The sequence below is a fragment of the Pseudomonas sp. A-R-19 genome (assembly GCF_019956575.1).
Lineage (GTDB): Bacteria > Pseudomonadota > Gammaproteobacteria > Pseudomonadales > Pseudomonadaceae > Aquipseudomonas.
This window is the reverse complement of sequence record NZ_JAHBDR010000057.1, coordinates 32,949-52,522: the sequence shown is the minus strand read 5'-3', so window position 1 is coordinate 52,522 and position 19,574 is coordinate 32,949. Positions and strand designations below refer to the sequence as shown.

15 protein-coding genes are annotated in these 19,574 nt (G+C 61.2%); 9 read left to right on the top strand and 6 right to left on the bottom strand.

Annotated features, from left to right (window positions below):
- Positions 1-191: 191 nt before the first annotated feature.
- Positions 192-5,030 (bottom strand): dermonecrotic toxin domain-containing protein, encoded by a 4,839-nt coding sequence (locus tag KGA88_RS15660; RefSeq protein ID WP_223592384.1) that lies wholly within the window; start codon positions 5,028-5,030, stop codon positions 192-194.
- A 234-nt stretch (positions 5,031-5,264) separates the two neighbouring features.
- On the opposite strand from KGA88_RS15660, the gene KGA88_RS15655 reads away from it, so the two are divergent.
- The gene (locus tag KGA88_RS15655) at positions 5,265-6,305 is read left to right on the top strand and encodes an Ldh family oxidoreductase (RefSeq protein WP_223592382.1); all 1,041 of its coding nucleotides are present in this window, start codon (positions 5,265-5,267) and stop codon (positions 6,303-6,305) included.
- A 132-nt stretch (positions 6,306-6,437) separates the two neighbouring features.
- Here the strand turns inward: KGA88_RS15655 and KGA88_RS15650 are convergent, their stop codons facing one another.
- Positions 6,438-6,755, bottom strand: a complete 318-nt coding sequence (locus tag KGA88_RS15650; RefSeq protein WP_110659552.1) for a YqjD family protein — start codon at positions 6,753-6,755, stop codon at positions 6,438-6,440.
- Between the two features lie 164 nt (positions 6,756-6,919).
- Between KGA88_RS15650 and KGA88_RS15645 the strand changes: the two genes are divergently transcribed.
- Entirely contained in the window at positions 6,920-7,174 is a 255-nt protein-coding gene (locus KGA88_RS15645; RefSeq protein WP_057400121.1) for a hypothetical protein, read from the top strand.
- 9 nt (positions 7,175-7,183) lie between these two features.
- On the opposite strand, the gene KGA88_RS15640 is transcribed toward KGA88_RS15645, so the two are convergent.
- Positions 7,184-8,092, bottom strand: a complete 909-nt coding sequence (locus KGA88_RS15640) for a LysR family transcriptional regulator (protein ID WP_223592374.1) — start codon at positions 8,090-8,092, stop codon at positions 7,184-7,186.
- 84 nt (positions 8,093-8,176) lie between these two features.
- On the opposite strand from KGA88_RS15640, the gene KGA88_RS15635 reads away from it, so the two are divergent.
- The 6 genes from KGA88_RS15635 (at position 8,177) to KGA88_RS15605 (ending at position 14,943) form a co-directional block, all read left to right on the top strand.
- Positions 8,177-9,100 (top strand): carbon-nitrogen hydrolase family protein, encoded by a 924-nt coding sequence (locus KGA88_RS15635; protein ID WP_223592372.1) that lies wholly within the window; start codon positions 8,177-8,179, stop codon positions 9,098-9,100.
- 135 nt (positions 9,101-9,235) lie between these two features.
- Positions 9,236-10,900: an AMP-binding protein gene (locus KGA88_RS15630; protein ID WP_223592370.1), complete on the top strand. Its 1,665-nt coding sequence runs from the start codon at positions 9,236-9,238 to the stop codon at positions 10,898-10,900.
- Between the two features lie 16 nt (positions 10,901-10,916).
- Complete coding sequence (locus KGA88_RS15625) at positions 10,917-11,678, top strand: SDR family NAD(P)-dependent oxidoreductase (protein ID WP_223592368.1); 762 nt, start codon at positions 10,917-10,919, stop codon at positions 11,676-11,678.
- A gap of 12 nt (positions 11,679-11,690) precedes the next feature.
- On the top strand, positions 11,691-12,884 hold the full coding sequence (locus KGA88_RS15620; RefSeq protein ID WP_223592366.1) for an acetyl-CoA C-acyltransferase: 1,194 nt from the start codon (positions 11,691-11,693) through the stop codon (positions 12,882-12,884).
- A 141-nt stretch (positions 12,885-13,025) separates the two neighbouring features.
- Complete coding sequence (locus KGA88_RS15610) at positions 13,026-14,153, top strand: acyl-CoA dehydrogenase (protein ID WP_223592364.1); 1,128 nt, start codon at positions 13,026-13,028, stop codon at positions 14,151-14,153.
- Positions 14,154-14,169: 16 nt separating this feature from the next.
- Positions 14,170-14,943, top strand: coding sequence for an enoyl-CoA hydratase (locus KGA88_RS15605; protein WP_008023124.1), 774 nt, complete (start codon positions 14,170-14,172; stop codon positions 14,941-14,943).
- A gap of 108 nt (positions 14,944-15,051) precedes the next feature.
- Here the strand turns inward: KGA88_RS15605 and KGA88_RS15600 are convergent, their stop codons facing one another.
- The 3 genes from KGA88_RS15600 to KGA88_RS15590 form a co-directional block, all read right to left on the bottom strand.
- The gene (locus KGA88_RS15600) at positions 15,052-16,203 is read right to left on the bottom strand and encodes an acyl-CoA dehydrogenase family protein (protein ID WP_223592362.1); all 1,152 of its coding nucleotides are present in this window, start codon (positions 16,201-16,203) and stop codon (positions 15,052-15,054) included.
- A gap of 3 nt (positions 16,204-16,206) precedes the next feature.
- Positions 16,207-17,313 (bottom strand): enoyl-CoA hydratase/isomerase family protein, encoded by a 1,107-nt coding sequence (locus KGA88_RS15595; RefSeq protein WP_110662081.1) that lies wholly within the window; start codon positions 17,311-17,313, stop codon positions 16,207-16,209.
- Between the two features lie 164 nt (positions 17,314-17,477).
- The gene (locus tag KGA88_RS15590; protein WP_110662080.1) at positions 17,478-18,371 is read right to left on the bottom strand and encodes a LysR family transcriptional regulator; all 894 of its coding nucleotides are present in this window, start codon (positions 18,369-18,371) and stop codon (positions 17,478-17,480) included.
- A 101-nt stretch (positions 18,372-18,472) separates the two neighbouring features.
- Here KGA88_RS15590 and KGA88_RS15585 point away from each other — a divergent pair, with 101 nt between their 5' ends.
- The gene (locus KGA88_RS15585) at positions 18,473-19,564 is read left to right on the top strand and encodes a polyamine ABC transporter substrate-binding protein (protein WP_110662079.1); all 1,092 of its coding nucleotides are present in this window, start codon (positions 18,473-18,475) and stop codon (positions 19,562-19,564) included.
- Positions 19,565-19,574 lie beyond the last annotated feature (10 nt).

The following is a 19,574-nucleotide window of genomic DNA, read 5'->3' as shown; positions in this document are numbered from 1 at the left end:
GCAAGCCTGCGAGAACATCAGTCATGGCATTTAACCATCAATGTGTAGTTTTTTTTCAACGCATCGCCTGGGGATAGCCTGTCGTCGACTGGCAGTATCCATAGGGAGGCGTGAAAAAAGATCAAAATAATCATCACAGTGCCATCGCGAGCGATATGCCGCGCAGGTCCGGGGACCTGCGCGTTGTGATGTCAGGATCCGGTTGCGGAGGCCGTTGCGGGCGGCACCGGGTCCAGTTGTCGGCCCATTTCGCAGATCAGGAACGCGAGGGAATCGGCGTTGTGCAAAATGACATCGGTCCTGAAGGTCGCATTTTCCACGTCCAGGAACGCTTCCCGTGCCTGCTCCATGGTATCGCTGCCCGTCAGCTTCAAAACGGCCTTGCCGACGTGATAGGCATCCGGAATCGAGTCCAGGCTGATCCACGTTTGCAGCCCACGGTTCCAGCGTGCAAACAGTTCCTCCTTTGGCGTCTCCATCGACAAGGCCACACGCTGGAAGTCCAGTTGAGACTGTTTCATGGCGATGCCAAAGGCGCTGTTCGGCGCCACCAGATCGCTGAACGGCCGCCTGGCCTCAAGGGACGCAATGTCCAGGGCCTTGGAAAACAAATGGGCGAATTCGTGGATCAGCGTGGCGGCCTGGCTGTGGCCGTCGACGTTGAAAGGTTCAGTCAGGCAGGATTTGTACCAGTCGAGCTGCTGATCGAAAAACCGTTCGGTGAAATGCACGTTGCGCTGTAGATCCTTTTCCAGGACAAACGCGATGAGGTTTTCCTGCGGGTCCCGGTTTGAACCCACGATAAAGCGATGGGAGTTCATCCAGTCTTCATCGGGGTCGACCAGCGCATTGCAGATGGGAAGAATGGCGCTCTTGATTTTGTCGATCAGCGCTGTGTTCACCTGGCTTACACCAAAGAAACGTTTGAGGAAGGTGTCCAGCCGGGTCCCGGGGACTAACTTCCGCAGCAGCGCCATGTTGTGCAAGCTGTTGAACGCGTAGTAACGGGCCATGTCGATGGCCTGCACGATCATTCGGGCTTTTTCGGGATGCCTGGCGCGAATGTCTTCCATGCCCCGGGCTTCGATGTTCAGCACCTCCCTGGCGATATGGGCATGGGCAAGCCGGTTTTGCATGGTCGACATGGCCTTGCCGAAGTGGACCGTATGGATGTCCGGGTCGATCACCAATTGCTTGTCTGGCGCAGTCAGCAATACCGGGCCTGCTTCCTTGCCTTTGATCATTCGCCAGGCTGCCCCGGTTTTTTCCACGGCGTACACCTTGCCGGCGATGGGGGCGTAGGTTTTTTTGCTCGCCGCATCGAGGTAGGTACCGTCAGCGCTGTTTTTCGTCAGGTTCTTGAGTTCGACCGTGGTTTCGAACGGTTGCAGCCGCGTGCGCAGCGGCGCCGTCGAGTCGACCTCGGACCACTTTGGCGCGACGATCGGGGTGGCAACCGGCGGGGCAAGGGTTTCGTGGCTGACCTGGGCTGTTTCAGTCCACCCCTCCAGCGACAACTTGCCCAGCGTGATGAGTTGCACCGCACCGGCAATAAAGTCCTCCAGCGCGGCTTTCCAGTGATGGTCCTGCAGCGCTTCAGCCGAGTTGAGCGCGTCCCGGTAAGCGTTCCAGAGAAATTGCAGATAAGCGAGCTTGCCGGGCAACAGACCCAGGACGCGCTGGATACCGGCGCTGAACAGATGTTTGACCGCCTCCCAGTCTGCCTGCCCGACTGCCTGCAACTGGCTGCCGAGCATGTGCGACAGCAGTTTTGTGTTGTCGTGGAACAGGTGGGTGAGCAAGTTGCCGCCAATGGGGTTGGACGCCAGGGTGATCTCGCTCAATTGCCCAGCGGTCGATTTGAACAGGTTGCGAAAGACGGACTGCTCGCTGTCCGGCAGGCGTCGGATCAACATTTCCTGCAAGGGCCCCGGCGTGTTCAGCGCCGAGACAACGCTGGCCTCGGTGTCGAACTCGATGAAAGGAGAACCGCCAGGGAGGTAAGGGGCATAGAGGATGTGCGGCCCGGTCTTTGCGATGCCGGGGCTCACCAGGTACAGGCCCAGCGCTTTGACGGCGGCGCCGCCGGTGGTCTTGATCAGCTCCAGTGGCCGGGCAATCGCGTGTGCTCCTTGCACGGCCGCGCGGGCAGTGGCGTCCGGCATGTCCAGCACCTGTCGAAGCAAGTCGAACGCGCTATGGGATAGCCTTTGCAACAGCTTCAGTTCGTGGGCGTGTTGCAGCAGCTGCCAGGGCAGTTGTTTGACGAAGCGCAGTATCCGGCTTTCGGCGTCGGCTGTTGCACCGGACAATTTCTGCTCTACCTGTGTCGCGTAGCTTTGCACGATGTTCAATGACTGCAACAGTTGGCGGACCGCAGCCTGGTCCAGCCCCTTGGGCAGCGTCTGAGTGGCTGTCGAGGCGACCTGGAATCCGGAACCTTGCGCGACGCTGACATGGTTCAGGGCAAACTCGGTCAGGTTTCGGGCGGGGCCGATCAGGTTGAGGTCGGGGATGATGTCAATATCGTCGGGGTTCAGCTTGCTGTCAGGGAAACGGTTGGCGAGCAGCGTCGTCAACCGTTCATGCACATACGACCTGAGGGGAGTGATCCCGTGCAAGTAGTCTTTGTCCTCCTCGACGCTGTTGCGGTATTGCTCCAGCAGTTCAACGTGCAGCCGCTGATCCTCGAGCGCAGCCATTCCAAGCCAGGTGGGCAGTGACTGCTGCAGGGACATCGCCCGGGCAATCGAGATGGCTCTTCGCAGGTTAGTGTTGATCCCGTTTGCGGTCAGCGCGCTCAGCGCCTTTTTCTGCTTCGTGTCGTCCAGTTTGAAGCTGCGCACCTGTTCGCAACGAGCCAGAAAATGATCGAAGGACGAGCGTGCGACCAGCTCCAGTACAGGCCCTTCGATCAGTCGCAGCGCACCCAGTGAGTAGCTTTGGTGGAAGAGGTGTTGGCTCGGCGTGAGGTTTTCCAGGAGCGCCAGGCGTTGTTGCGGGTCGAGCAAGCGCCGGTTCAGCTCCTGCCTGGCACGACTCAAGTTGTCAAAGGCCTCCACCCCGTTGGCGGGCGTCCACAGGATCGTCCGGCCGGAGTGGGAGGGGTCGAGTCCGCCACGCTCGGTCAAGAGCAGGCAATGGGCTAGCGGCAGGACATTTCGCAGACCGGAGCACTCAAGGGTCAGTGAGTAGGCATCGGGCCGGAACCCCTTCAGGGAAAGACGGTTACGCCGTTCGCCATGATCCGGGTTGAACACCGTTTCGACAATGCTCCGGTCCGCCTCCCGCAGTGTCGCGCCAAGCCGGCGCAGACTGGCTTCGCCGCGGATGCCGACGGAAAGCGTGTGGGCCAGGCGAGGCAGCAGGTTTATCAGGCTGACCCGCTGCAACGCCAGGGAAGCGAGCGGTTGTGCGGTAAAGTCCGTGTTGATCAACGTTTCGATGTCGCTGAAGCTCTTGACGAACGTTGCCGCCGTGTCGGCCCGTACCATGGCTGGATGCTGGTCGCCGGACAACACCGGTCTGGTGCTCCAGCGTCCGTCGGTTTCCAGCGCCAGCAGGCGCTCGCTGATCATCGAACGGATATCCAGCGCCTTGTCGAACAGCGCATGGATGTCCACGGCACCGTCACTGTGACGAAACACCTGCAGGGTGTAATCCATGTTCTGCAGTTGCTTGGTGACGATGGCGTCGAGGAGCTTGCTGAAGATTGCGCCGGAGATGACTTCTCCAGTCACTTTCGGCCGATCAAAACCAATGAATCGCTGGCGTTCGTCCAGGCTCAGCAGGCCATAGAGCTCATCTTCGTGACCGGCCGCGCTGAACTTGGCGAGCAAGGTATCGCGCAAGTCCTGATAGTTGCTGAGCACCTGCAAACCTTCGGTGGGCGTGTAGAGATACGCATGGCTGGCGCTGATCATCAGTGAACCGGCCAGCTCCACGTTATTGGCCGGGTACTCCCACAGGCGCGGGGTTTCGATCGTCATTGATGCGTTTGCCCGGCTCGCCGTCGAGATCAACGCGTGCAAGTCCCGGCTTTGCTCCGGGGTGATGATTGCGGCTTCGCGCTTGAGCAGCAGTTGCACTCGCCACTGATCGGCGATGGCCCGGCCGAAGAACTCGCGGCGCGATACGCCATCGGCGCTCGCCGCGTTCCAGTACTGTTCGAGCTGCCCGACCAGCAAGTGGACCAGCTTGCGCGAGACTGTCGTAACCGCAGTTTCCCAGTGGCTCTGGTCAGCTTTTGCCGGGGACTGTTTCGAATGGGAAAATTCATGGGTCTGCCCGGATGGCCAACGCTGATGGCGATAGTGCAGGAGCACGGCGTCACTCAGCGACAGGCAATTGATCCAGCGTCGCATCGGCCGGCTTGCATCATCGTTGCCTTCAGTCGCAGCCAGGTGGAAATTCACCTGGGTCTGACGCTGATCCACGCCGGGAAACGCCCCTGCCAGTTGTTCGGCCAGCAATGCATCGAGCAGCGACGTCAGGGACGGTAGCGTTTTCAGTTCATCGAGCAAGGCTTGGTCGTTGAGCTGCTGATTGTGGGAGAGGGTGTTGCGCTGGTCTTCGAACACGTCACCTTCGATGGATTGAAAGTCCAGTTCGATTGTGCTGGCATCCGCCACGGCCTTGCGTTGTGACAACGCCATGAAGGCCAGCAGATTGTCGTCTTCGTCGGCCGCTTTGAGTTGCTTCACCAGCTGTTCGGTCATGGCCGATCGGTCAGTGAACTTCTGTATCCCGGCGTACGGAGTGTAGAGAATCACGCCGTTGTCATCCGGCGTCGCAGTCAGCAAAAAGCTGCCGGCCAGTGGCAAAGGTTCCAGGCCCGGAATTTTCAGCACGATGGTTTTCGCCAACATGGGCGGTGTCTGCTTATCGCGCAGTGCCTGGCTGGCCAATTCGATATGGCTGAACCATTGGAAATCCTTTTGCGTCAGCCCGTGGGTTTTGCCAAGTTCACCCCAGAGGCCGGGTAACGTCAGTGCCTCGGGGAAAAACAGCGGAATTACTGGAGTAGACATCGTCGAGTCTCGTTCAAGGTGCCATTCAAATGCGCCTGTGGATTGAGCTTCGAGCCTAAAAGCCGGTGGGTTGACGCAGGTGGTAAATAGTTAACACACGGGGCGGGGGCATTCGTGGCACGGAAAAACGCGATCGACCCTGAGCGAAAGGTTGACAGGTCGCTCGCCGCGCGTTGTTAATCGGCGGGTCTTTGTACGCTGTTGTTCCCTCCAATAATTAGTCTGGAGCTTCAGATGTCTGCGCCAAGCGATCACGCGTCTACTGCGGTCTCGTCACACCTGTCACTCCAAGCGCTGAGCGCTTTGCTGGAGAAGATTTTTCTGCGTCACGGCACGTCGGGCGACGTTGCCAGGGTGCTGGCTCAAAACTGCGCCGGTGCCGAGCGCGATGGCGCCCACAGTCACGGGGTATTCCGGATTCCTGGTTATGTTTCGACGCTGCAAAGCGGCTGGGTCAATGGCCAGGCCGTTCCGGTGGTTGAAGATGTGGCTTCAGGGTTTGTGCGGGTCGATGCCAATAACGGTTTTGCGCAACCGGCCCTGGCGGCGGCGCGCGAGCTGCTGGTGCAGAAGGCCCGTAGTGCCGGCATTGCGGTGCTGGCGATCCGTAACTCGCACCACTTCGCGGCCTTGTGGCCGGATGTCGAACCCTTCGCTGATGAAGGCCTTGTCGCATTGAGTGTGGTCAACAGCATGACCTGCGTGGTGCCCCATGGCGCCGACCGGCCGCTGTTCGGCACCAACCCGATTGCCTTCGCTGCGCCGCGGGCCGATGGCGGACCGATTGTCTTCGACCTGGCCACCAGTGCCATTGCCCATGGCGATGTGCAAATTGCTGCACGCGAGGGCGAGCGTTTGCCTGCAGGGATGGGCGTGGACAGTCTTGGCCAGCCGACCACCGACCCGAAAGCGATTCTTGAAGGCGGCGCGTTGCTGCCTTTTGGCGGGCACAAGGGTTCGGCGTTGTCGATGATGGTCGAGTTGCTCGCGGCGGCACTGACCGGCGGCAATTTTTCCTTCGAATTCGACTGGAAGAACCACCCTGGTGCCAAGACACCCTGGACGGGTCAATTGATTATCGTGATCGACCCGAGCAAAGCGGCTGGGCAAAGTTTTGCCGAACGCAGCCAGGAATTGGTGCGGCAAATGCACGGTGTCGGCCTGAAGCGTTTGCCGGGTGACCGGCGTCATCATCAGCGCGCCAAGTCGCAGGTCAATGGCATTGAACTGGATGCCCGGACGCTGGCGAACCTGCGGGAGCTGGCGGGGGAGTGAATGCCTGATTAACGCACCCTCTGTGGGAGCGGGCTTGCTCGCGAATGCGGTGTGTCAACAAAGCTGATGCCGACTGACACGACGCTTTCGCGAGCAAGCCCGCTCCCACAGGGGTTCTGTGTTTGCCAGTACTTAGCGCCGGCCCAGCAACAACCCCACCACCAGGCCAAACCCGGCGGAAATCGCCACGGTTTGCCATGGATGCCCGCCGATATAGGTTTCAGTGGCCTCGACCGCGGGCAAGGTGCGGTCGCGCACGCTGGTCACCGAATCCCTGGCCTGCTGGAGTTTCAGGGCGATTTGCCCGCGAAGGGTCTCCGCTTCCTCCCCGACCAGTGAAGCGCTGCTTTTCAGCAGTTTTTCCGACTCTTCGATCAGCGTTTGAAGTTCGCTGAAGGCTTGATCCTTGATTTGATCTTCGGCGGCTTGCGCGGCGGTTTTGCGGGCCATTGAGGTACTCCTTGCAGGTAAGTGGACAGTGAACAATGGAGTCTGCCGTCGTCGGAAAAGTTGCAGCTATTTTGCCCGGGGAGGCCATCTTGCTGAAAAACCGGCGCAGGAAATTTCGTCCTACAGTGTAAGATGTCGCCTATTTTACGCAGCAGGAACTTCCCATGAGCTTCAATCTGGCCGACAAACCCCTCGCCGAGCGCGCTGCGCTGGAAGACGAGAAATCCCGTCTGTTCGAACTCTGGCAAAACAACCTGGGCAAAGCCAAGGGTGAGGCCGCGCGGTTGTTCGGCGAACGGGCCAAGCGCAAAGGCAAGTGGGCGGAATGGGTTCGCGCCGAACTGGACGGCATGTCGCCGCCGGAATTCGCCAACATGGTGCGCAGTGAAGTCAATCGCCTGATGGCGGCCAACAAGTAACCCCGGTGGTCACGGGAAACTCGCGACAATCGCTTCACGCACTTTCAACACTACCGGATCGAGCTGGTTACTGGTGCGCCAGCCCAGCTCGATCGGGTAACGCGGCAACGCCAGGGGGCAGGGCAGCAACGCCAGTCCGCTGAGCGTTGCGATGCTTTGCGCCGCATGGGCCGGAATGGTCGCCACGGCCTGGCTGCCCTTGAGCAGGTGCGGCAACGCGGCAAAGTGCGTGGTCGAGGCGCATACCCGCCGACTCAACCCCAGCGCCGCCAATCCCTCATCGGTAATGCCGATAAAACCGCCGGACGACACCAGAATGTGTTCGCGGGCCACAAACTCCTCAAGACTGATGCTCTGCTGGCCCTCGACCAGGCTCGCCGGGTCCACCAGACACAGGTATCCGCCTTCCCCCAGCACCTGGCGGCTGAGCAGCCGCTCGGCGAATCCGCCCGCGGCAATCGCCAGGTCGATGCTGCGTTCCGTCAATGCCTGGGCGACGATCTGGCTGTGGGTCTGGCGGAAAATCAGGCGCAATTTCGGCGCGCTGCGGGCGATTTCTTCGATCAGCCGCCGGCCGTAGGCAATTTCGAAATCATCCGACATTCCCACGGTGACCGAGCGACCTTCGTACTGCTGCGCAGCCGGATCGACCATCGCCAGGCTCTGCCGGCATTTGTTCAGGGCATCGCTGACCACCGGCTTGAGCTGGTTGGCCTTGAGCGAGGGCGCCAGGCCACGCCCGGTGCGCACGAACAACTGATCGCCATACACCTGGCGCAGTCGACGCAAGGCCGCGCTGACGGCCGATTGTGTCACGCCAAGGCGCAAGGCGGCGCGGCTGGCGCTGGACTCTTCGTGCAGGGCCTCGAAGACTTTGAGCAGATTGAGGTCGACGTCGGTGATATTCATATGGCTCATATCATTCAGCAGTGAATGGGGCTTTGTTGATGATCACGTGGCGCTAGAGAATGAGCAACACCTGATGCGAACGGAGTTTTCGAGATGCCCAAGTCAATCGTTGCCGCCCTGCAGATCGGCGCCTTGCCTGGTGGCAAGGCCGACACCCTGGAACAGATCCTGTCCTATGAACACGCGATCATCGAATCCGGCGCCGCGCTGGTGGTGATGCCCGAAGCGCTGCTCGGCGGGTATCCAAAAGGCGAGGGCTTTGGCACGCAGTTGGGCTATCGTCTGCCGGAAGGACGCGAAGCCTTTGCCCGCTATTTTGCCAATGCCATTGACGTGCCCGGCGCGGAAACCGACGCGCTGGCGGCGCTGTCCGCACGCACCGGTGCCAATCTGGTGATCGGCGTGATCGAGCGCGCCGGCAGCACCTTGTACTGCACCGCGCTGTACTTCGATCCCCAGGCCGGGCTGCTGGCCAAACACCGCAAGCTGATGCCTACGGGCACCGAACGGCTGATCTGGGGCAAGGGCGATGGCTCGACCTTGCCGGTGATCGACAGCCAGGTCGGACGCATTGGTGCGGTGGTGTGCTGGGAAAACATGATGCCGTTGCTGCGCACGGCGATGTACGCCAAAGGCGTGGAGGTGTGGTGCGCGCCGACCGTGGATGAAAGGGAGATGTGGCAGGTCAGCATGCGCCATATCGCCCATGAGGGGCGCTGTTTCGTGGTCAGCGCCTGTCAGGTCCAGGCATCGCCCCAGGCCCTGGGCCTGGACATCGCCAACTGGCCGGCGGATCGGCCGCTGATCGCCGGCGGCAGCGTGATTGTCGGCCCCATGGGCGACATTCTCGCCGGACCGTTGCGCGACAGCGCCGGCCTGCTCACCGCGCAAATCGACACTGACGACCTGGTACGCGCCCGCTACGACTTTGACGTGGTCGGTCACTACGCTCGCCCGGACGTGTTCGAGCTGACCGTGGACGAGCGCGCTAGACCGGGGGTGCGCTTCACTTCCTGATGCCTGGGGGCTTTGGCCAAACCAGTCAGGCAACTTGATAACTTTGACCATTGCCCGGTACCCCGCGCAGAGCGAGTATTTCCCTGTTGATTACGGTTCCCCCAACCTAATAAGAAACACAGAGGGATTCTGGCAATGCGCGATTACTTGTCTGCTACTTCTCAGTTCAATTACCAGCAAACCGTCGATGCCGCACTGGCAGGTGACCTGACGGCCCTCAACGCCTGTGTCGAATGCTGCGACCGGCATGCCTTGCCGGGCCGCATCGCGCTGTTCTGGGAAGGGCGTGACGGCAGCAGTGCGGCCTACACCTTCACCGAATTGCAGGACAAGGCCGCGCGCTTTGCCAACTTCCTGCTGGCCCAGGGCGTGAAGAAAGGCGACAAGGTCGCCGGCCTGTTGCCACGCAATATCGAATTGCTGATCACTGTGTTCGCCACCTGGCGCATTGGCGCGGTGTATCAACCGCTGTTCACCGCGTTCGGTCCCAAGGCCATCGAGCACCGTCTGAGTTGCTCTGGCGCGAAAGTGGTGGTGACCGATGCGGTGAACCGGCCGAAACTTGCCGAAGTCGCCGATTGCCCGACCACGGTGACCGTCACCGGTCCCAAGGGGCAGGGCCTGGTTCGTGGCGATTTCAGTTTCTGGGCCGAGTTGGCCAATTTTCCCGCCGACTGCGAACCGGTGCTGCTGAGCGGGGAAGATCCGTTCCTGCTGATGTTCACCTCGGGCACCACTGGCCCGTCGAAAGCACTGTCGGTGCCGCTCAAGGCCATCGTTGCGTTCCAGAGCTACACCCGCGACGCGGTGGATCTGCGCCCGGAAGACGCGTTCTGGAACGTCGCCGATCCGGGTTGGGCCTACGGCATTTACTTCGGTGTCACCGGGCCGATGGCCATGGGGCATCCGATCACCTTCTACGATGGCCCGTTTACCCTCGAAAGCACCTGCCGGGTGATCAACAAGTACGGGATTACCAACCTCACCGGTTCGCCGACGGCCTACCGTTTGCTGATTGCCGGCGGCGACGAGTTCGCCAGGTCGATCAAGGGCAAGTTGCGTATCGTCAGCAGCGCCGGCGAGCCGCTGAACCCGGAAGTGATCCGCTGGTTCGCCGATAACCTCGACGTGGTCATCCACGACCACTACGGCCAGACCGAACTGGGCATGGTGCTGTGCAACCATCACGGCCTTGAGCACCCGATCCACATGGGCGCCGCCGGCTTTGCCTCGCCGGGCCACCGTATCGTGGTACTGGACGACGAATACAAGGAGCTGGGTGTCGGCCAGCCGGGCATTCTGGCCATCGACCGCAGCCAATCGCCGATGTGCTGGTTCGCCGGCTACGAAGGCGGGCCGACCAAGGCCTTTGTCGGCAACTACTACCTGAGTGGCGACACCGTCGAGTGGAACCCGGACGGCAGCATCAGCTTCGTCGGGCGCAGCGACGACGTGATCACTACCTCCGGCTACCGGGTCGGTCCGTTCGACGTGGAAAGTGCACTGATCGAGCACCCGGCGGTGGTCGAGGCCGCCGTGGTTGGCAAGCCTGATCCGGAGCGCACCGAACTGGTCAAGGCCTTCGTCGTGCTCAGCCCGCAGTACCGCGCCGCCCCCGAGTTGGCCGAAGAACTGCGCCAGCACGTGCGCAAGCGTCTGGCGGCGCACTCGTACCCCCGCGAAATCGAATTTGTCAGCGAGTTGCCGAAAACCCCAAGCGGCAAATTGCAGCGCTTTATCTTGCGCAACCAGGAAATCGCCAAGGCTCAAGAGGCCGCGGCGAAGAACGTTCCAGCTTGAATCCAGGGAAACAATGATGCAGATCGAGAACAAGATTTTTATCGTCACCGGCGGCGCTTCAGGCCTCGGTGCAGCTACCGCCGAGGTGCTGGTTGCCGCTGGCGCGAAAGTGATGCTGGTGGACATGAACGCCGAAGCCGTTGCAGCCCAGGCCGAGCGCCTGGGCGCGCACAGCGTGGTGGCGGACATCAGCAACGAAGCGGCGGCCGAAGCCGCCGTGCAGGCGACGGTCAAGGCCTTTGGCGGCCTCAATGGCCTGGTCAACTGCGCCGGCATCGTGCGTGGCGAGAAGATTATCGGCAAGAACGGTCCGCACGCGCTGACCAGTTTCAGCCAGGTGATCAACGTCAACCTGATTGGCAGCTTCAACATGCTGCGCCTTGCGGCAGCGGCGATTGCCGAGACCGAAGCGGATGCCGATGGCGAGCGCGGGGTGATCATCAACACCGCGTCAGCTGCGGCATACGACGGTCAGATCGGTCAGGCGGCCTACTCGGCGTCCAAAGGCGCCATCGTCAGCCTGACGTTGCCGGCGGCTCGCGAACTGGCGCGCTTCGGCATCCGCGTGATGACCATCGCCCCGGGCATTTTCGAAACACCGATGATGGCCGGCATGACCCAGGAAGTCCGCGATTCCCTGGCCGCTGGCGTGCCATTTCCGCCGCGCCTTGGCAAACCCGCCGAGTACGCCGGGCTGGTCAGGCATATCATTGAAAACAGCATGCTCAATGGCGAGGTGATCCGTCTCGACGGTGCCTTGCGCATGGCCGCCAAATAAGGAGGATTTGTCATGACAATGTCCAACGATCCGATTGTTATCGTCAGTGCCGTCCGTACCCCGATGGGTGGTTTCCAGGGCGATCTGAAAAGCCTGACCGCGCCGCAACTCGGCGCTGCTGCGATCAAGGCCGCGGTTGAACGCGCCGGGGTCGCCAGTGACTCCGTCGACGAAGTGCTGTTCGGCTGTGTACTGCCGGCGGGCCTGGGCCAGGCGCCTGCACGCCAGGCGGCGCTGGGTGCCGGGCTGGATAAATCGACTCGCTGCACCACCCTGAACAAGATGTGCGGTTCGGGCATGGAAGCGACGATCCTGGCCCACGACATGCTGCTCGCTGGCAGCGCCGATGTGGTCATCGCCGGTGGCATGGAAAGCATGACCAACGCGCCTTACCTGCTGGATCGCGCTCGTAGCGGCTATCGCATGGGCCATGGCCGGGTGCAGGACTCGATGTTCCTGGACGGCCTCGAAGACGCCTACGACAAGGGGCGCTTGATGGGCACCTTTGCCGAGGACTGCGCCGAAACCCATGGTTTCAGTCGCGAAGCCCAGGATGCCTTTGCCATCGCCTCGACCACCCGCGCGCAACAGGCGATCAAGGACGGCAGTTTCAAGGCAGAAATCGTTCCGCTGACCGTGACGGTGGGCAAAGAACAGGTCGTGATCAGCAATGACGAACAGCCGCCAAAAGCCAAGCTGGACAAGATCGCTTCGTTGAAGCCGGCGTTCCGCGACGGCGGTACGGTGACGGCGGCCAACTCCAGTTCGATCTCAGACGGTGCCGCCGCGCTGGTGCTGATGCGCCAGTCGCAGGCACAGAAACAAGGCTTGAAGCCGTTGGCGGTGATTCATGGCCACGCCGCGTTCGCCGACACCCCGGGCCTGTTCCCGGTGGCGCCGATCGGCGCGATCAAGAAACTGGTGAAGAAGACCGGTTGGTCGCTGGACCAGGTCGACCTGTTTGAAATCAATGAAGCGTTTGCGGTAGTCAGCCTGGTGGCGATGACGCAGCTGGAAATTCCTCACGAAAAACTCAACGTGCACGGCGGCGCTTGCGCCCTCGGTCACCCGATCGGGGCGTCCGGTGCGCGGATTCTCGTGACGCTGCTCTCGGCCCTGCGCCAGAAAGGCCTGAAACGCGGCGTTGCGGCGATTTGTATCGGCGGCGGTGAAGCGACGGCCATGGCCGTGGAATGTCTCTACTGACTACGCAATCCCTTGTAGGAGCGAGCCTGCTCGCGAAAAACCCGAGAACCCCGCGGGGTGTCAGGTTGCCAGCGTTATCGTTGACGACCATCGCGAGCAGGCTCGCTCCTACAAGGGGCAAATCAACTTCAAGGATTCACCATGATCCCCAATGACGACCAACAACAGATCCGCGACATGGCCCGGGACTTTGCCCAGGAACGGCTGAAGCCGTTTGCCGCCGAATGGGATCGCGAGCACCGTTTTCCCAAGGAAGCCATCGGCGAGATGGCCGGGCTGGGCTTCTTCGGCATGCTGGTGCCGGAGCAGTGGGGCGGATGCGACACCGGTTACCTGGCCTATGCCATGGCCCTGGAAGAAATCGCCGCTGGCGATGGCGCCTGCTCGACCATCATGAGCGTGCATAACTCCGTGGGCTGTGTGCCGATCCTCAACTACGGCAATGACGACCAGAAAGAGCGCTTCCTCAAGCCTTTGGCCAGCGGTGCGATGCTCGGCGCCTTTGCGCTGACCGAGCCCCAGGCCGGTTCCGACGCCAGCGGCCTGAAAACCCGTGCGCGCCTGGAAGGTGATCACTACGTACTCAATGGCTGCAAGCAATTCATCACTTCCGGGCAGAACGCCGGGGTGGTGATCGTGTTTGCGGTGACCGATCCGAACGCCGGCAAGCGTGGCATCAGCGCGTTCATCGTGCCCACCGACTCGCCGGGCTACAAAGTCGCCCGGGTCGAAGACAAGCTCGGTCAGCATGCATCCGACACCTGCCAGATCCTTTTCGAAGACGTAAAAGTTCCGGTGGCGAACCGCCTGGGTGAAGAGGGCGAAGGCTACAAAATTGCCCTGGCCAACCTTGAAGGCGGCCGCGTCGGCATCGCTTCGCAATCGGTGGGCATGGCCCGCGCCGCGTTCGAAGCGGCTCGCGACTATGCGCGGGAACGCGAAAGCTTCGGCAAACCTATCATCGAACATCAGGCCGTAGCCTTCCGCCTGGCGGACATGGCGACCCAGATCGCCGTGGCGCGGCAAATGGTGCACTACGCTGCCGCCCTGCGTGACAGTGGCCAGCCGGCCCTGGTCGAGGCCTCGATGGCCAAACTGTTCGCCTCGGAAATGGCCGAGAAGGTATGCTCCTCGGCGCTGCAAACCCTCGGTGGCTACGGTTATCTCAACGACTTCCCGCTGGAGCGCATCTACCGCGACGTGCGCGTCTGCCAGATCTACGAAGGCACCAGCGATATTCAGCGCATGGTCATTTCGCGCAATCTTTGAAAGAAGGAATCATTACGTGAGCTACGAAACGATTTTGCTGGAAACCCACGGCCGCGTTGGCCTGATCACCCTCAACCGTCCGCAGGCGCTGAACGCGTTGAACGCGCAGATCGTCAGCGAACTGAACCAGGCCCTTGATGGTTTCGAGGCAGACTCCAACATTGGTTGCATCGTCCTGACCGGTTCGAAAAAAGCCTTCGCCGCCGGTGCCGACATCAAGGAAATGGCCGAGCTGACCTATCCGCAGATCTACATCGACGATCTGTTCAGCGACAGCGATCGCGTGGCCAACCGCCGCAAGCCGATCATCGCGGCGGTCAACGGTTTCGCCCTGGGTGGCGGCTGTGAGCTGGCGCTGATGTGCGACTTCATCCTGGCTGGCGACAATGCGAAGTTCGGCCAGCCGGAAATCAACCTCGGCGTGTTGCCGGGCATGGGCGGTACCCAGCGCCTGACCCGTGCCGTGGGCAAGGCCAAGGCCATGGAAATGTGCCTGAGCGGGCGTTTGATCGATGCCGTGGAAGCGGAGCGTTGCGGCATCGTGGCGCGTATCGTGCCGAGCGATGAACTGCTGGATGAAGCGCTGAAAGTCGCGGCGCTGATCGCCAAGAAGTCGCTGCCGATCGCGATGATGGTCAAGGAAAGCGTCAACCGTGCCTTTGAAGTGAGCCTGGCTGAAGGCGTGCGCTTTGAGCGCCGGGTGTTCCATGCGGCGTTTGCGACGCAGGATCAAAAGGAAGGGATGGCGGCGTTCATTGCCAAGCGGGAAGCCGAGTTCCAAGGTAAGTAAAATGGCGGTCTGACTGACGCCTTCGCGAGCAAGCCCGCTCCCACAAGGGACCTCATAGACGCTGAGATCCAATGTGGGAGCGGGCTTGCTCGCGAAGCTTTTGAGCTTTTAAACCAGATAGTTCTTCAGTTCGCGGGCAATCACCATCCGTTGAATCTCGCTCGACCCTTCGTAGATCTGCGTGATCCGCGCATCCCGGTAGTACTTCTCCACCGGATAGTCTTCCAGGTAGCCGTAGCCGCCATGAATCTGAATGGCCGACGAGCAGACCTTTTCCGCCATTTCCGATGCAAACAGCTTGGCTTGTGAGGCCTCCGACAGGCAGGGTTTGCCCGCCGTGCGCAGGCGCGCGGCGTGCAGGATCAGCAACCGTGCGGCGTTCAACTGCATGTGCATGTCGGCCAGCAGGTTGGCGATGCTCTGGTGTTCATTGATCGTCTTGCCAAATTGCACCCGATCACGGGAGTAGGCCAACGCCGCTTCGAACGCCGCGCGGGCGATGCCCAGCGCCTGGGCGGCGATGCCGATGCGACCGCCTTCGAGGTTGGACAGGGCGATGGCCAGGCCCTTGCCGCGCTCACCCAGCAGGTTGGCTTCGGGGATGGTGCAGTTGTTCAGGGTGACGGCGCAGGTATCGGAAGCGCGGATGCCCATCTTGTGTTCGGTGCGATCGACGATAAAACCAGCGGTGTCGGTCGGTACCAGGAACGCTGAGATGCCACGCTTGCCCAGGTCCGGATCGGTCACGGCAAACACGATCGCCAGCTTGGCCCGCTTGCCGTTGCTGACGAATTGCTTGGCGCCGTTGATCACCCATTGGCCGTCGCGCAGTTCGGCGCGCGTGCGCAGGTTGTGCGCCTCGGAACCGGCCTGGGGTTCGGTCAGGCAGAAGCAGCCGATGGCCTGGCCGCTGGCCAGGTCCGCCAGCCAGGTCTGTTTCTGTTCTTCGCTGCCGTAGTTGAGCACCGGCCCGCAACCCACTGAGTTGTGGATGCTCATGAAGGCGCCGGTAGCGCCGTCGCCGGCGGAGATTTCTTCCACGGCCAGGGCGTAGGCCACGTAGTCGACATAGGTGCCGCCCCATTCTTCGGGGACCACCATGCCGAGCAGGCCCAGCTCACCCATCTTCGCCACCAGGCCGTCGTCGATCCAGCCGGCCTTTTCCCAGGCCTGGGCATGGGGCGCGATTTCGCCACGGGCAAAATCCCGGGCCATGTCGCGGATCATGACTTGCTCTTCGCTCAATTCGATATCGTGCATGGCTCAGCTCTCGCTCCGGTCAAACCCGCTGAAGAAGCTCGCCACGTGTTCGGCGTCCAGCGCCTCGAGGGTGGGCGGGTTCCAGCGTGGTGTTTTGTCTTTGTCGATCAGCAAGGCGCGCACGCCTTCGATCAGGTCGCCGCGTTCGAACCACTGGCGGTCCAGATGCAGCTCCAGGGCGAAGCATTGCTCAAGCGGCAGTTCGCGTCCGCGACGGAGCATTTCCAGGGTCACGGCCATGGCCAGCGGCGAACGGGTTTCCAGCAGGTCGGCGGTGCTGACGGCCCACGCATGGCTGTCGGCGACCGTAACCTGACGCAGTTGCTCCACAATACTCGGCACATCGGGTTGGGCGAAGAAGTGGTCGATAGCCGGGCGCAAAGTCGCCAGTGGCGCGTCGGGCAGTTGCTGCACGGCGAATTTCGCCAGCAGGCCTTGCAGGTCCTTGAGCGGCGTGTCGTGCCATTCGAGCTGGTCGAGATGTTCGTCCAGCGTCCCCAGTTTGTCGCTTTCCAGGTACCAGTCGGCCAGGCCGCAATACAGAGCATCGGCGGCGCGAATCTGTACGCCGCTGACGCCGAGGTAAATCCCCAGTTCACCGGGGATGCGCGGCAGGAAGTAACTGCCGCCGACGTCCGGGAAGTAGCCGATGCCGACTTCCGGCATGGCCAGGCGGCTTTTCTCGGTAACCACGCGCAGGTCCGCGCCCTGAACCAGGCCCATGCCGCCGCCGAGGACAAAACCGTCCATCAGGGCCAGCACCGGTTTGCGGTAATGGTGGATCGCGAGATCGAGGGCGTATTCCTCGACGAAGAAATCTTCGTGCAAGGTGTCGCCGCTTTTGAAGCTGTCATGCAGCGAGCGAATGTCGCCGCCGGCGCAGAAGGCTTTTTCCCCGGCGCCACGCAGGACTACGGCATGCACTTGCGAATCCTGAGCCCAGGCATCGAGCTGGCGGTGCAGGTTGCGCACCATGTCGAGGGTGAGGGCATTGAGACCGGCGGGGCGGTTGAGGGTCAGATGACCAATGTGGTTGCGCACTTCGGCCAGCACTTCGTTTTGCATGGCATCCATGGACTGAGTCCCCGGAGAAAACACCTGAGCAGTCATCACTAACTCCCTGCTTTTATTGTTCTTTATCGAGATGCTCGCGCGCGAGCGGTGAGGGATCGTATCAGTGCAAATTTGCCTTGTACAACCGGGATAAGTGCAGGTTATCTGTGCATTTTTGCATGTACGTGTCCGATACTGTTACAGCGTAGACCAAGACGATTTCAGGCAAACGCCGCGAGCAGGTCCTCTTCGAAGGCCTTCTGCGCATCACCGGCCACCTGCGCCCGGTGCCGGGCCAGGTGAAACGCGACATCGAAACTCATGTCGCTGCGCCGCACGGAGCGGAGCAAGCCTTGGTTTTCCCAGGTGCGGGCAAAGTGGTTGGGCAGATAACCGACATGTTTGCCGGACAGGATGAAGGCGAGGGTGCCTTCGACCTGTTCCGAACGGGCCGAACACAGCTTTCCCTGAAAGGGCTCGTCACTGCGCAGGAAACGGTAGGGGTGGTCGACCCGGTCGCAGGCCTGCAGAGCCTGATCGTCCGGGGACCTGTTGTTGAACAGCGGATGGCCGGGGGCGCAATACAGATGCTGGGTTTCAATGAACAGTTCACGGTAGTCGAACGCGCTTTGCACTTGTGAGAAATAGCCGATGGCCAGGTCCAGCCGCTGTTGCAGCAGCAAGCGTTCCATTTCACCGGGCATGGCGCTGATCAGTTCGATACGCACGGACTCGTCCCGCTCACGAAAGCGCCGGATCGCCTCGGCCACCCGTTGCAGCACCGATTGATCGAGGGCTTCGGACAGCCCCAGACGTACCTCGCCGATCAAACGCCCGGCCACGCCGTTGGATTGATGGCGGAAGGCTTCGATGGATTGGAACAGGGTGCGCGTGGCGTTGAGCAGTTGTTCGCCCTTGGCGGTGATCTTGAATCCGCCCTTTCCGCGACTGCACAAGCGATAGCCCAGACGGGTTTCCAGTTTGGCCATTTGCTGGCTGATGCTCGACTGGCTCAAGCCCAGTTCGCCCTGGGCGGCGCTGAAACCGCCGCACTCCACCACGCTGACAAACAGACGCAGCAATTGCAGATCCAGATCGTGGAGTTGGCCGAGCATCAAACATTACTCCGTCATAAAGTCAGGATAATTAACTTGGTATTTTACCAATGTATCCGACGACGCATCCTGCAACCACTTCCTCTGGTCAGGTGTTCGTCATGGCTCCCATGTTCAAGCTGTGTTTACCCGCGCTGTTGTTCGCCGTCGCCGTTTCGGCCCAGGCCGAAGACAAGGTAGTCAATCTGTACAGTTGGGCCGATTACGTCGCTCCCGAAACCCTGCAACGGTTCGAGCAGGAAACCGGCATCCATGTGCGCTACGACACTTTTGATGCACCGGAGGTACTCGAAACCAAGCTGCTCACCGGGGGCAGTGGGTACGATGTGGTTGTCCCGTCGTCCAGTGTCCTGGCTCGCGGCCTGGCGGCAGGTGCGCTCAAGGCCATTCCCCATGAAGGCCTGAAGGGCTACGCCAATCTTGATCCCGACCTGCTGGAGAAAATGGCCGCGGTCGACCCCGGTAATCGTTATGGCGTGCCCTATACCTGGGGCACTCTGGGGCTTGGGATGAATGTCGAGGCGGTGCGTAAACGCTTGCCGAATGTACCGCTCAACAGCCTGGACCTGCTGTTCAAGCCCGAATACGCCAGCAAGCTGAAGGACTGTGGCATCGCGGTCATTGACTCACCGCAGGAGGTAATCGGCCTGGCATTGCATTATCTGGGCAAGGATCCGTACAGCACCGACAAGCAAGATCTCGATGCGGCTCAAGCGTTATTGCATCAATTGCAGCCTTCAGTGCTTTATGTCGCCAGTGGGCGGCAGATCAACGATCTGGCCAATGGCAGCCTCTGCCTTGCATTGACTTACAACGGTGACGCCAGCATGGCGGCCGATCAGGCGCGCAAGGCCAACAAACCCTATGAAATCGCCTACCGGATTCCCAGGGAAGGCACCATCGTGTGGCAAGACAATCTGGCGATCCCCAAGGACGCGCCACACCCCGAGGCCGCCCGCCAGTTCATCGAATTCATGCTGCGCCCCGAGTCCGTTGCGGCGCTGACCAACACGCTGTTTTTTGCCACCGCCAACCAGGCTGCCACGCCGCTGGTGGATGAAGCCGTGCGCACCGACCCGGACATTTACCCGCCCGCCGAGGTACGTGGCCGGCTGTACGCCGACCGCAGCATGAGCCTCAAGGACATGCGCCAGCGCACCCGCTTGTGGACCACTTTCCGTAGCCGCCAATAACTAGAAATGA